Source organism: Streptomyces sp. NPDC079167 (genome assembly GCF_040686735.1).
Lineage (GTDB): Bacteria > Actinomycetota > Actinomycetes > Streptomycetales > Streptomycetaceae > Streptomyces.
This window is the reverse complement of sequence record NZ_JBFBLO010000022.1, coordinates 115,799-127,888: the sequence shown is the minus strand read 5'-3', so window position 1 is coordinate 127,888 and position 12,090 is coordinate 115,799. Positions and strand designations below refer to the sequence as shown.

Below are 12,090 nucleotides of genomic sequence, written 5' to 3'. Positions count from 1 at the left end.
GACAGTTCCAAGCCCGGATCAGCCACTACAAACGACGCGGCCACACACCACCAGAAACTGCCCACACATCAGAACAAAGACCGTTGCAGTACTAGGGCATCCTGTTCGTGCTGACCACTGGGATCTCCTGGGAGCACCTGCCGCAGGAACTCGGCTTCGGGTCGGGGATGACTCGCTGGCGGCGCCTGGCCGAGTGGACCGAGGCCGGCGTGTGGTCCCGGCTGCACGAGGTTCTCCTCGCCAAGCTCCGCAGCGCAAACGCCCTGGACTTCTCCCGGGCGGCCGTCGACGGCTCCCCCATCCGCGCGTTAAAGGGGGACCCAAGACCGGACGAAGCCCCGCTGACCGGGGCAGGACGGGCAGCAAGCACCACCTGATCACCGATGCCACCGGCATCCCGCTCGCCGCCACCCTCACCGGCGGCAACCGTAACGACGTCACCCAGCTGATCCCACTGCTCCAGGCGGTGCCGCCGGCGAGGGGCAAACGCGGCCGACCCCGGCCCCACTCGGATGCGGTCCTCGCGGACCGCGGCTACGACCACGACAAGTACCGCCGTCTGGTCTGGGACCTCGGGGTGAAACCACTGATCGCCCGCCGCGGCACCGAACACGGCTCCGGTCTGGGCACCCAGCGCTGGGTCGTGGAACGCGCCTTCGCTCAACTGCGCTGGTTCCGCCGCCTACGGATCCGCTTGGAGATCCGCGACGACATCCACGAAGCATTCCTCACCCTGGGACCGCATAGACCATGAACTGAAGAGGCTGGGTCAATGCACGCGTTCACCGCACTCTGCTGGGAACAGAACAGCGCCGGTTGCACGAGCGGTTCCTGCGCGGGTTCACCCGGCCGAAGCCGCGTAAGCCGGCGCTCTCGTATTCCCTTCCCGAGCATCACCGGCACACCGCCGGTGGTGCTCGGCGCGGAGGGCTTACCCCTCCGTAGGGGATGTGGAGTGCCTCTTGCGCATGAGGGCGTTGACCTGGTCGGTCACTGAGCCGATACCGAGCATCAGTTCCAGGGCGGTGCGGGCCATCTGTTCCTTCGAGGAGCCGGCAGCAACGGCTCGATCAGCGGGCACAGTTCGTCCGAGACGATTCACGGACGAGACTCCCTCTTGCCCACGGACGGACCAACGACCAACCCGGTCGATAGTCGCGCCTACGGCACTTCTGATTGCACCTCTTCAGCCTCGGTGAACCGGTTGCCTACGAGCGGGGGCCAGGATGTCGGCCAGCTCGTCAGCCTGCTTCCTGAGCTGGTGTGCCTCTGTGGATTCCATCGGATCGAGCACAGTGGCGTGCCCGGACCTGAGCCACTGGCGGGCGAGGATTGGCGTGCCGTAGCGCGCCAGATGGCGCTCGACCTCGCGGTCGTAGTCGTCAACCGGGGCGCCGGTGGCTGAGAGGTCCGCATTCACCAGAACTACACCGGAGCAGTTGGCGACGATCTTGCCGGACAGCTCGCGTTCGTGCCACCGTGCTGCGGCCAGGTCCGGGCTCAGTGCGAGGGTCGTACCAGCAGGGCCAGCGACGTGCCGTTCGTAGGAGCGTGACCGGTTGATGACGAGCGTCTGATCCGTGCACGACGACAGGTCGGCCTCCATGTACCGGGTCGCATCCACCGCGATAATTCGCTCGCAGCGCTTACGAGCCTCCTGGACCGCGTCCCTTACGTCACTTCGGATCCCGTCGACCTCTACGCGCCACAGCTCACCCGGAAACGGTGTGAGGCGGCTACGGTGCCACCGTACCGCGGGCTCTTCACCGCGATACGGCAGTGTCGTCACTCTCTTACCCCAACGACGGTTGCTGACATATACGTCGCAGAACGTCGAATGCTCATCGGCCAAGATCACCGCTACGCGGTATCCGTCAGCGGCCCAGGCCGCTGCAGTCTGCACGGCGAAGCCCTCCGCATCCCCATAGTCCAGTGCCAGCGCATTCACAGATCGGACGCCGACAACAACATGGTCGGCAGAGCGCCGCACCTTTCGAACGCGAGGCGCGTTGGGGTGGCTCGTGGGCTGCTCACCAAGCGCGAGCAGTGCACGGCGGCTCGATGCACTTGCGCTGTGCGCCGCGTGACGGCTCGTGATGAGAAGGCTGCCGACTGATGTGTTCTGGCCGTAGTTGCGGAGAACATAGGCGGCTGTGCACTCCGTGGCCGTGCACGTGTGGTGGACGTGCCTGAGTCCGGGGCCGACGAGCGGATCTGTCAGGATCGCGTGGAGCCGCGCGTCGTGGAGGGGCGCTTCCGGGGACATGGTGCGGCTGACGGTCCACTCGAGTCCGTGGTCGACCATGGCTGGCTGGACGGTTAGGCTCTGCTGCCCCGCCAGTGAGTCCCACAGGTGTGAGCGTCGTAGGAGGCTGCTGGCCAATCCGCCGGCGGCGTGCTGCTCCGCGATGCAACGCTCGATGGGCGGACGGCGGCCGGGCACGTGGAGCGCGATGCTCGGGCTCCATACGGGGGTGCCACCCGCCGAAGTGACCTGCACTGAGCCTCTGCCAACCTGAACCCGCAGGTCAAGGGGCTGGTGTGACCGGTTCCTGGGGTACTCGTGCTGGTCGTGGGCGGGAGTCTACGGAGAAGATCATCAGTCAACGGTTGATTTCGAGGTTCGTCAGGACGAGCAGGGCGCGCAGGAGCTGGGTGGCGCGGGCGGGGTCGGTGCGGAGCTTGGTGAGGATTCGCCAGTTCTTGAGGTGGGCGAAGCCGTGTTCGACCGGTGCACGTCCCACGGCGAGGACGCGGTTGGCCTCCTTCTCCCCGCGAGTGAGCTTGTGGGTCCGGGTGGCGATGTAGCCGGTGACGATCACCGGGTCGAGCAGGTTGTTGTCCAGGCCACGGAAGCCGAGATCGGCCAGCGCTCCGAGGCCGGCGGCGCGCAGGTGGGCCAGGATGTGGTCGTGGCGGGCGGCGGTGTTGTCGTGGGTGCGGCCGGTCCGGGCGGCGGATATCCAGATCATGCGCCCGTTCTCATCGGTCAGGGCGAGGAAGTGCAGGCCGTGGCTGCGGTGTTTACCGGAGTAGTTCCGCCGGTCGGCCTTGCCTGTACGGCGCTGGGTACGGATGAGAGTGCCGTCGATCAGAACCATCTCCCCGCCCTGCCTGGAGATCTTCTTCAGAGCGCGGTCCAGGCGCGGCGCCTGGGCGGCGAGCAGCCCGATCAGCTCGTCGCGCCAGCGGCGCACGGTGGACTCGGACACGTCGTTGCCGCCGGCCATGTCGGCCAGGCGCTGGTCGTGCCGCAGTAGGGCCAGGACGATCACCGCGATCTTGCCCGGTGGCAGGATCCGCCACCTGGACCGAATCGCCTTGAGATGGCGCCTGAGCAGGTCGGCGAGGTGGTTGACGGTGCGCGTGGACAACGGCAGGCGGCACTGGTAGACAAGCGGGCAGGTGTCCTCGGCGTGCTCTTCGGTATTCGTCACACAATTCCAACGACCGCCGGGGGCGCCCCGGTTACGCCCGTGCCGAGCCGCTCCAAGCGGCGGTGCCCTGGTCACAGGCGGGTGGTAAACCGGCCGTCGGGCAGCTTCCGGAGCCAGCCGCGATCGACGAGTCTGACCAGTTTGCTGCGCAGCGGTTCCAGCTTGGACCGCACACTGACATCCACCCCCACCATCTCGCCGACCTCGCGGGCCATGACCGGCCCGCTGGCCTGGCGCACGGCAGCGAGGATGCGCTGATAGTCCGACGGGAGCACGCTCTCCTCCGCATCCGGCGTACGGTGCGGGATCAGCATCACCGCCCGACCGCCCACCTGCCCCAGCGCCGGAGCAACCGAGGCGCGTTCGTCAGCGAGCTGCTCGCTCATCCGGTCAAGGACACGTTCGGCGACGGCGAGCTCGTCCCGCTCGGCCCGCACCTCCGCCAACTGCTTGGCTAGCTGCTCTTCGAGTTCGTCCAGTTCCGCACGACGCGCGGTGATTCTCTCCAGCAGTTCGGGATCCAGCATGCATGGGATCGTAGAAGGCCGTCCGACCGCCACGCGAAGGAACCAGCGAACCGACCGCGACCGTTACTCACGCGCTCATCGCACCGAGCGTTCCAGCGCACCCCGGTGATCGGAAACCCACTGATAAGCCGCCCGAACGTGTCTTACCGCCCCTGCGTCACGGAGCCGGGCCATGGCGACATCACCGGCATCAGCCTGGGACTCGATGCCCCGCCAGCACCGGCCCTGCCACCACAAGATCGTGGACACGAGACGTTGCCGGTCCGCCAACTCGTAGCTGTCAGCGATCAGCCACAACCGCCGGGCAGCCTCCTCGACATCGGTGACCGAAGGGCCCAGTTCGACGTACTGCCAGCAGACATGAGCGATGTCATGGATCCGCGCGCCCGGTGCCGCAAGGTCCCAGTCGATGAATGCCGCCGGCCGAAGCTCTCCCCCGCACAGCTGATAGACCGTGTTCTTGGGCGACAGGTCGTTGTGGCACACGACCTCTTGGTCACCGGCCAGCGGGGTGCCGGCTGTCAGGTCGTGGAACTCACGCACGAGTCGGGCGACCGTCGCCAGACTCTCGTCGGATGAGACAGCAGAAGGTTGACACGGCTCCCATGCCACATGCCCCTCGAGGTAACTGAGGACTTCACGACCCTCGTCGTCCATACCGAGATACCGCGGAGCACCACTCCAGCCACGGGCTTCAAGCAACCTCAGCAGATCACCCACGAACCTCGTGCGAGCCGAGGGTGGACGGCGCACCGTGTCCCCGACACGAACGACCGCATTGACGAAACCTCCGGGCAAGGGCGACTCAGACATCCGTCCACCCTGCCCGATCGTTACCTTGAACTGCCATTGACTTGTCCTGGCGCTTGATCCGCCTCGGCACAACTCCGCCAGATGATCTACTCCGCAGACAGTTGTCTATGACCAGCATGAGCACCTCGAGATCCGGTCACACCAGTCTGTTGACCTGCGGCTTCAGGTTGGCGGAGGCTCACTGTCAACTCGTCCAAGAGCTGGGCACTACAGGTGGCGCCGAGCAGTTGGACGTGGACCCCTGCCGTGAGGTGCCGGTTGCCGGAATAGAGGGGGTGTGGACTCGGCGCGCCACGCAAGCTCAGGAGGACGTCTTTGCCAACGGCCTCAGCGCTCAGCTCCCGAACTCCGCGCCGCGTGCCGCGGCGGGCTCTGACCGGGAGCATCCCCAGGATGGCCTTAACCGCGGACACGTCCTCGACGCGGAGTCGGAGACGATTTTCGTCGAGCCGGGCCTCATGGACGCCGAGCATTCGACGCCGGTTCTCGGAGCCGGGACGGCCGAGTGCGCTCAAGACCAGGGACTCCAAGAGCGCCTGCTGTACGCCGGCGTCAGGGATGAGACCTGTATAGGTGTCAGAACCGTGAAGACGCTGGCGTGCGTGGGTGAGTCGTTCTCCGCTGAGCTGCGAGGCTGCCGTGGCTGCGCGGTCGAGTCCGTCGCATCCAGCGAGGGGCATATTCATCGTGTGCTCCTGAGCACGCCAGCGCCCGTTGCGTCCGACCCTGCGCCAGCGCAGTGCATCACGATTCGAGAAGAGGTTTAGCTCTCGGAGAGCACCAGTGTGCCCGCACTGCGACGTGGATTCTCGTGCTCGGACCGTCAGGGTCGGTGGGCGGTCCGGCAGAGCTGGCCGCGTCAGAAGCCAGTTCCAGGACTATGCCGCACGGTGACGCCGCCACGCAACATTACGATCCGTCCGTGGGCGTGCCCCGTTGTTCGGTTGACCTGGTGGCGTTGCCGGGCACGGCATATGCCCCACAGATCCGGGGGTGGCCAGGGCGGCGGCAGCGGGTGCCGAAGTGGATGAAGGCACCGGCTGAGGTGAGACGAAGCCTCAACTGCAATCGGCCGCACGATATGAAATGGCGCCGACGTGCTGCGGCTCGTTCAAGGCGACCTTCGTCGGCCGACCGCAAACGGAATATTTGGCGTGCTTGTTCGATTGGCCTCCTTGCAGAGGCAGAGATCGAGAGGGGGGCCGGTGGCCGAGCTGATGTTGTTCCGGCGGGGCGCGGACGGGCGGGACGTCGAGCTGTCCGGTTCGACGGTGGCACTGGAGGTGGAGCTGCAGCGGCGGGTCGAGGCCGGGCTGGAGCAGATGCTGGGCATCCGGTTCGTGGCGTCGGAGTACGCGACCGGTCCGTGGCACCGGGGCCGGATCGACACGCTGGGGCTGGACGAGAACGGCAGCCCGGTGGTGATCGAGTTCAAGAAGGGCTCGGACAGCGGGGTGCTGTCGCAGGCCGTCTCGTATCTGACCTGGCTGCGCTCGGCGCAGCACGAGTTCGAGGCTCTCGTGCGGAAGGTGCTGGGCGCGGAGGTGGCCGACTCGATCGACTGGCGGCGTCCGCGGATGATCTGTATCGCGGCCGGCTTCTCCCACCACGACCGGGTGGCCGTGCAGCGGCTGCCCGAGCGAATCGACCTGGTGCGCTACCGGATCTTCGAGGGCGGCCTGCTGAGTCTGCTGCTCGTCGACTCCTCGCCCGGCTCACCGAGCGCCGCTTCGTCCCGGCCGAGTCGGGGGCGGGGCGCCGTGGTCGACCGTGTGCCGGCGGCACCAGCGGCTTTCCCGCCGACGGGTGCCGACCTCGTACCAGAGTGCTTGCGGGACCTGTACGGGGAGCTGGACGAGGCGCTCACGGCGTGGGGCGAGGTCGAGGTCGCGGCCCTGCGGCACTACATCGCCTACCGGCGACTGGTGAACGTGGCGTCGGTGATCTTCCGCCCGAAGCATGAGGCGATCCTGGTCTATCTCAGACTCGACCCGGACTCGGTCGAGCTGGAGGAGGGCTTCACCCGGGACATGCGCGGCATCGGTCACCTGGGGACCGGTGACCTGGAGGTTCGCTTTGTCTCGGCGGCCAGCCTGGAGAAGGCGGCACCGCTTATCCGGCGGGCCTTCGAGGCAGCTTGAGGCAATGAGAAGGGCGGCTGGTGTATCGACTACTCGATGCGCCAGCCGCCCTTCGGCGTTCTATGTCCGGTCGGTTCCGGGCCCTCCGTTCTCATGCTCATGCCTCCGGCCCGGCCAGCTCGAAGTCGTCCTTTGTCAGCTCGGCGCGCAGCCGCTGCTCGGCGACGTCGGCGTAGTGCGAGGAAAGTTCGATTCCCACGAAGCGGCGTCCTTCGCGCAGGGCCGCGACCCCGGTGGAGCCGCTGCCGGTGAACGGGTCGAGGACGGTGCCGTCCTCGGGGCAGACCTGTACGAGCTGCTGCATGATCTCGACGGGCTTCTGGGTGATGTGGACTCGGCCCTTGCGGGGCTGGGAGGCGATGTAGTGGCCTGGGAGGTAGAGGTCTCGGGTGTTGTCGAGGGATCCCTTGACGCCCCACAGGATGAACTCGGAGTCCTGCTTCGGTCCGCCCTTGCGAGGCCGGCTGGCGGGTTTGATCCACGGGATGGTGCCGCTCCAGGTCCACCCCGCCATCTGCAGGGCGTCGGAGGTGGTCGGCTCCTGGCGCCAGTCGGTGAAGACCATGACGACTGCGTGTTCGGTCGAGGCCCGGTAGGACTCGGTGAGCAGTTCGGTGAGCCAGGAGCGGTAGGAGCGCTGGTCGCGGTTCTCGCCGGGGAAGTTGGCGAGGTCGTGGGCGCTGTTGCTGGTGACGTACTTGGCTCGGGCGGTGCGACCGGTGCGGTCCGCGCTGGTGCGTCCGCCGGAGTTGTACGGGGGGTCAGTGATGACCGCGTTGACGCTCTCGTCCGGGAGGGACTTCAGGACGGTCAGGGCATCGCCTCGGTGCAGCGTGTAGCTCATGGGCAGGGCCTCTTTCAGGCACGTCGGATCTGGACCTACTCCGGACAGTGCTCAACGGCGCTCGTCTCGGGCTGGGTTGCACCGGAGGTTAACGGCGTTTTCCGGCCGCGCCTAACGAGGTGACGCCCGCCGGGGGCCCGCGGCAGGAGTCGTTTGGTGCGGCCGGAATCCCGGTCTACTGTCTCGCCGTGTCACCGGGCAGGAGCTTCACTCCACCACCGCTGACCTGTGCTTATCCGTGCTGTCGCGTCCAGGCGAGCGGCACGGGAAGCATGCCGCCCACACGATTTCCCTGATACCTGGAGGCCCCGTGCACTGCCTGAGATTAGGAGCGCGGCTGGCTGCCGCGTATGTCCTGAAACCGGCGTCCGGGAGCTACCAACTCCCCTGGCCGGGCCCGCCCGAGGGCGGATGCACATCGGCGCGGTGCCGACGGCTTTGCACGAGAAGTCGGCACCGCGTCTCCTACGAACACCGAGGAGCCGCTGCGATGCAGCACGCCCTGGAACGCCCGCACCCTGATCCTCCGTCGCCGTCGTCCGGTCGGCACCGCCGCATCGGTGAACGGCGGCGGCGATGAAGAAGACCACTGGAGCCCTTGTCGGTCTGTGCGCGACCGGACCGCTGCTGCTGGCCGTTCCGATCCTCGCCCTCGGCGCCGGAACCGCCTCTGCTTCCTGCTCGACCGACGGTGCACACGGTGTGGACAGCGCCGCCGTCGCCACCCAGGTGAAGGCCATCCTGGACAGCGGCGACAAGGGCTCGGTCTCCGTGCCGGGCCTGGACGACCCGGCCGATCAGGTGCCCAACGCCAAGACGATCCAGGCCACCGGCGTCGCGATGAACATCCCGCCCCGAGGGCAGGTCGTGGCCCTGGCGACCGCCCTGCAGGAGAGCGGCCTGCGGAACCTGACCTACGGCGACCGCGACTCGCTGGGGCTCTTCCAGCAGCGCCCTTCGCAGGGCTGGGGCACGGCGAACCAGATCCTCGACCCCGTGCACGCCAGCACCAAGTTCTACGAGGGGCTCAAGAAGGTCTCGGGCTGGCAGTCCCTGTCCGTCACTCAGGCCGCACAGGCGGTGCAGCGCTCGGGCTTCCCGGAGGCGTACGCCAAGTGGGAGCCGCTGGCCACCGCTCTGCAGGAGGCCATCGAGCCGCTGCTGCAGAAGGCCGGCGATGAGTCGCCGAGTCCCTCGCCGTCCGGCTCTGCCGACATCGGCCGTCCCTCCCCCGATTCCGCGGGCGGATGTTCGGCGGATGGGGACGGGACCGTCTTCGGCTCCATCCCAGCCGGCGCGCTGCCGGACGAGTACAAGATCCCCGCCACTGCTCCGCGAGAGGTGCAGACGGCGATCCGGTGGGCGCTGGGTCAGCTCGGTACGCCGTACCAGTGGGGCGGCAGCTGCACCGACTCCCACGGCAAGAACCCGATGGGCCGGTGCGACTGCTCGTCCTTGATGCAGCAGGCGTACACGGCCGCCGGGGTCTCTCTGACACGGACCACGTACACGCAGGTCAAGGACGGCAAAGCGGTATCGGTCGACGCCCTGCGGCCGGGCGACCTTCTCTTCACGGAAGGTACGGCCGCCGTGCCCGAGCACGTCGGGATGGCCATCGGGCAGGGTCTGATCGTCCACGCCCCGCACACAGGCGACGTGGTCCGCATCACGACCCTCGCCTCCTGGAAACCGCAGATTCTCGCGGCCCGCCGAATCGTCTGACCGGCGCTCTTCTCTCCCCTTCTTCTTTCTCCGCCGCTTCGCCTCCTACGGGCTTTGACGTGCGCTCAACCGAACTGGAGTTCGTGAATGCATCTCGCCGACCAGGTCATCCAGCTCGCCTACGATCCCGGGATCAAGCCCAACGAGGGCGGACTGCCGGGCCTCTCCGTCCTCAAGCAGGTGATGGGCTCCATCAACCTGTTCGGACTCGTCGCCGTGGTCGGCGCCCTCGCCGTCAGCGCGGGCGTGTGGGCCTGGGGCCACCACTCCGGCGGTCACCAGGCAGAGGCGAACGGCAAGAAGGGCGTACTGGTCAGTGCCGGCGCGGCCCTTCTGCTCGGCGCGGCGAACGGCGTGGTGGCGTTCTTCAGCACGCTGGGAACGCAGGTCCACTGATGGCTCAGCGCTCCCCCCGTCCCGGCGGCGCATCTCGCGTGCGCCGCCGGGCGCTGCTCGGCACCGTCGTCCTGGTGGCCCTCGTCGCTCTCGCCGGCCTGGCCGCCTACCTCACCCGCGACAGCACGAGCCCCTCCGAGACCCCCGCTCCACCACCGAGTTCATCCACGGCTTCCTCCTCCCCCGCGGTACCCACTGGGCCGCCCACGTCGGGCACCCATTCCGGTGCTCTCCCGGTCCCGCCGAAGACCCGCGACCCGATCGAGTTCGGGAAGGCAGCAGCAGTAGCGCTGTGGTCCTACGACACCCGTGCGTACTCGCAGACCGAGCTGCGAACGGTCCTGCGCGAGTGGCTAACGAGGGAGGCGAAGTACGCCGACCCGGCCTCGGTCGACAAGGTCGTTCCCTCGCCCGTGCTGTGGAAGGAAATGGCCGCCAACGGCCAGTTCGCCACCGCCGAGGTGAACGAGGGGCACTTCCCGAACGCGTTCACCCGGGCCCTTCAGGAAGACCCCGGCGCGATCACCCAGGCGTACGTGTACGCCGTCACGGTCTCCGGCAAGCAGACCATCGCCTGGAAGGGCTCGCCCGCCGGCGGTGCGGAGAGCCGTTCCACCACCCTGGCCGTGCAGTGCCGGCCCGACCATCCCTGCGCCCTGGTCGGTGTCCTGCCGTCCGTCGCGCCCTGATCCCCGCATAAGGAAGGAGGTACCGCCATGGGAGTCTGTGACTTCCCGCTGATGGACAAGGTGTGCGGCGCCGTCGATTTCGCCACCAACCCTGCCGGAGCTGTCACCGACGGCATCGGCGCGTGGATCGCGAAGTCGGCGGGCGAACTGGCCGCGAGCGCAGCGGATCTTGCCGCCAAGGCCGTCAACGCGACCACTGCCATCGATCTCGATGCCGGGTGGTTTCGGGACAACTACGAGCTGCTGCTGCCCATCGGGCTCATCCTGACCGTCGGCACGTTCTGCATCCAGTTGATGTTCGCGGCCTGGCGGAGGGATGAACGCGCCCTGGCGCAAGCAGTGATCGGCACCATGACCGGTGTCCTGTTCAGCTTCTGTGCCATCGCGTTCACGTCCGTCGCCATCACCGTGGTCGACGCGTTGTCCGACGGCCTGTTCCAAGCGGCCAACACATCGGTCGACGACGCGATCCGCCGTGTGGTGAAGGTCAACCAGATCGGGGCGATGTACGGCCTGGGCTGGGGGGTTCCAGCTCTGGTCGCCTTCGGGTGCGCGATCGGCGCGTTCCTGTACTGGGGTGTGATGGTCGCGCGTAAGGTCGGCGTCCTGGTCATGGTCGCCCTCGCGGTCTTCGCCGGGGCCGGCGGCGGCTGGGAGGTGGCGAAGCGTTGGCGGCGCGGGTGGATCGAGGCCACCGCGACCCTGATCGTCTCCAAGCTCCTGATGACCGTCGTGTTCCTGATCGGCGTCTCGGCGATGGGCAAGTCGGATGCCACGGACGGCATGTCGGCCCTGTCCGACGCGATGGCGGGCATCGTCGTGATGGTGCTGGTCCTGCTGTGCCCGTACGCGACGTACATGTTCGTGCACTGGGCCAGTGACGGCGGTGGCCACGACGACCTTCACCGCACCAGCGTCGCCGGTATGGCGGTCGCCGCCGGGGCGGCGAAGACCGCAGGCAGCATGGCGATGCGCGTCGGCACCGGAAGCCCCGCCCCACAAGGGCCGGGCCAGGTCCCCGGGGCGAATGCCGACGGGGTCGCCTCCGGCATCAACCCCACCGGCGGCACCCTCAGCAAGGAAGGTATCGACGCCGGTCCGCCCAAGCCGCAGACCAGCTTCCGCTACGGCGAAGACCCCAACGCCGCCGGCGACAAGGGACGGGCCCTGATCCAGCGCCCGGGGATCCCGCCGCTGATCACCCGCCCCGGCGAGGACGAACCAGAAGGGCCCGGGGTGACTGCCCAGGGTGCCACGGGCGGATCCGATCATCTCGCCGGCGCTTCGGCTACCGGCGGCAACCTCTCCTCCATGCCGCTTGTCGGTCCGGTGGCCTTGGCCTCCGGCCCCCCGGCCGTGCCGCCGTCCCCCGCCGGACCGTCGGCTGCCAGTTCTTCGACGCCGACCCACTGGGTGGTCCCCACCCAGCCTCCGTCGGGTTCCTAACCCACCACGCCCAGGGGCGGGCTGCACTCTTCAGCCCGCCCCCGCCCCGCCAGCAGAAAGGGTTCGTCATGACCT

At 67.9% G+C, this 12,090-nt stretch carries 11 protein-coding genes and 1 pseudogene; 7 read left to right on the top strand and 5 right to left on the bottom strand.

Annotated elements, in window-relative coordinates:
- Positions 1-95: 95 nt before the first annotated feature.
- A pseudogene (locus AB0P41_RS32280) lies at positions 96-754 on the top strand (IS5 family transposase); the annotation flags it as partial.
- A 432-nt stretch (positions 755-1,186) separates the two neighbouring features.
- Here AB0P41_RS32280 and AB0P41_RS32275 read toward each other — a convergent pair.
- From AB0P41_RS32275 to AB0P41_RS32260, 4 genes are all read right to left on the bottom strand, one after another.
- Positions 1,187-2,305 (bottom strand): hypothetical protein, encoded by a 1,119-nt coding sequence (locus AB0P41_RS32275; RefSeq protein ID WP_356714266.1) that lies wholly within the window; start codon positions 2,303-2,305, stop codon positions 1,187-1,189.
- Between the two features lie 298 nt (positions 2,306-2,603).
- A complete protein-coding gene (locus AB0P41_RS32270; RefSeq protein WP_365935646.1) occupies positions 2,604-3,437 on the bottom strand; it encodes a transposase family protein in 834 nt (277 codons plus the stop codon).
- A gap of 71 nt (positions 3,438-3,508) precedes the next feature.
- A complete protein-coding gene (locus tag AB0P41_RS32265) occupies positions 3,509-3,964 on the bottom strand; it encodes a hypothetical protein (protein ID WP_356714268.1) in 456 nt (151 codons plus the stop codon).
- 75 nt (positions 3,965-4,039) lie between these two features.
- A complete protein-coding gene (locus AB0P41_RS32260; protein WP_356714269.1) occupies positions 4,040-4,777 on the bottom strand; it encodes a phosphotransferase in 738 nt (245 codons plus the stop codon).
- A gap of 107 nt (positions 4,778-4,884) precedes the next feature.
- Here AB0P41_RS32260 and AB0P41_RS32255 point away from each other — a divergent pair, with 107 nt between their 5' ends.
- Positions 4,885-5,544, top strand: coding sequence for a hypothetical protein (locus AB0P41_RS32255; RefSeq protein ID WP_356714270.1), 660 nt, complete (start codon positions 4,885-4,887; stop codon positions 5,542-5,544).
- A gap of 438 nt (positions 5,545-5,982) precedes the next feature.
- Positions 5,983-6,918 carry a DUF5655 domain-containing protein gene (locus AB0P41_RS32250; RefSeq protein WP_356714271.1) on the top strand — a complete coding sequence of 312 codons (936 nt, stop codon included), beginning with the start codon at positions 5,983-5,985 and terminating at the stop codon, positions 6,916-6,918.
- Positions 6,919-7,015: 97 nt separating this feature from the next.
- Here AB0P41_RS32250 and AB0P41_RS32245 read toward each other — a convergent pair whose 3' ends face one another.
- A complete protein-coding gene (locus tag AB0P41_RS32245; RefSeq protein ID WP_356714272.1) occupies positions 7,016-7,762 on the bottom strand; it encodes a site-specific DNA-methyltransferase in 747 nt (248 codons plus the stop codon).
- Between the two features lie 576 nt (positions 7,763-8,338).
- Here AB0P41_RS32245 and AB0P41_RS32240 point away from each other — a divergent pair.
- The 4 genes from AB0P41_RS32240 to AB0P41_RS32225 all read left to right on the top strand — a co-directional run bounded on the left by AB0P41_RS32240 (position 8,339) and on the right by AB0P41_RS32225 (position 12,015).
- A complete protein-coding gene (locus AB0P41_RS32240; protein WP_356714273.1) occupies positions 8,339-9,484 on the top strand; it encodes a C40 family peptidase in 1,146 nt (381 codons plus the stop codon).
- An 87-nt stretch (positions 9,485-9,571) separates the two neighbouring features.
- Positions 9,572-9,880 (top strand): DUF6112 family protein, encoded by a 309-nt coding sequence (locus AB0P41_RS32235; RefSeq protein ID WP_356714274.1) that lies wholly within the window; start codon positions 9,572-9,574, stop codon positions 9,878-9,880.
- Positions 9,880-10,569: a hypothetical protein gene (locus tag AB0P41_RS32230; RefSeq protein ID WP_356714275.1), complete on the top strand. Its 690-nt coding sequence runs from the start codon at positions 9,880-9,882 to the stop codon at positions 10,567-10,569. The genes AB0P41_RS32235 and AB0P41_RS32230 overlap by 1 nt, the downstream gene beginning before the upstream one ends.
- A gap of 27 nt (positions 10,570-10,596) precedes the next feature.
- Positions 10,597-12,015: an ATP-binding protein gene (locus AB0P41_RS32225; protein ID WP_365935644.1), complete on the top strand. Its 1,419-nt coding sequence runs from the start codon at positions 10,597-10,599 to the stop codon at positions 12,013-12,015.
- The last annotated feature ends 75 nt before the right edge of the window (positions 12,016-12,090 follow it).

What these genes read in the sequence shown, in the direction of transcription:
- AB0P41_RS32275 (WP_356714266.1), bottom strand. Translation starts at nt 2,305, where the DNA reads ATGGTCGACCACGGACTCGAGTGGACCGTCAGCCGCACCATGTCCCCG.
- AB0P41_RS32265 (WP_356714268.1), bottom strand. Translation starts at nt 3,964, where the DNA reads ATGCTGGATCCCGAACTGCTGGAGAGAATCACCGCGCGTCGTGCGGAA.
- AB0P41_RS32260 (WP_356714269.1), bottom strand. Translation starts at nt 4,777, where the DNA reads ATGTCTGAGTCGCCCTTGCCCGGAGGTTTCGTCAATGCGGTCGTTCGT.
- AB0P41_RS32255 (WP_356714270.1), top strand. Translation starts at nt 4,885, where the DNA reads ATGACCAGCATGAGCACCTCGAGATCCGGTCACACCAGTCTGTTGACC.
- AB0P41_RS32245 (WP_356714272.1), bottom strand. Translation starts at nt 7,762, where the DNA reads ATGAGCTACACGCTGCACCGAGGCGATGCCCTGACCGTCCTGAAGTCC.
- AB0P41_RS32240 (WP_356714273.1), top strand. Translation starts at nt 8,339, where the DNA reads ATGAAGAAGACCACTGGAGCCCTTGTCGGTCTGTGCGCGACCGGACCG.
- AB0P41_RS32235 (WP_356714274.1), top strand. Translation starts at nt 9,572, where the DNA reads ATGCATCTCGCCGACCAGGTCATCCAGCTCGCCTACGATCCCGGGATC.
- AB0P41_RS32230 (WP_356714275.1), top strand. Translation starts at nt 9,880, where the DNA reads ATGGCTCAGCGCTCCCCCCGTCCCGGCGGCGCATCTCGCGTGCGCCGC.
- AB0P41_RS32225 (WP_365935644.1), top strand. Translation starts at nt 10,597, where the DNA reads ATGGGAGTCTGTGACTTCCCGCTGATGGACAAGGTGTGCGGCGCCGTC.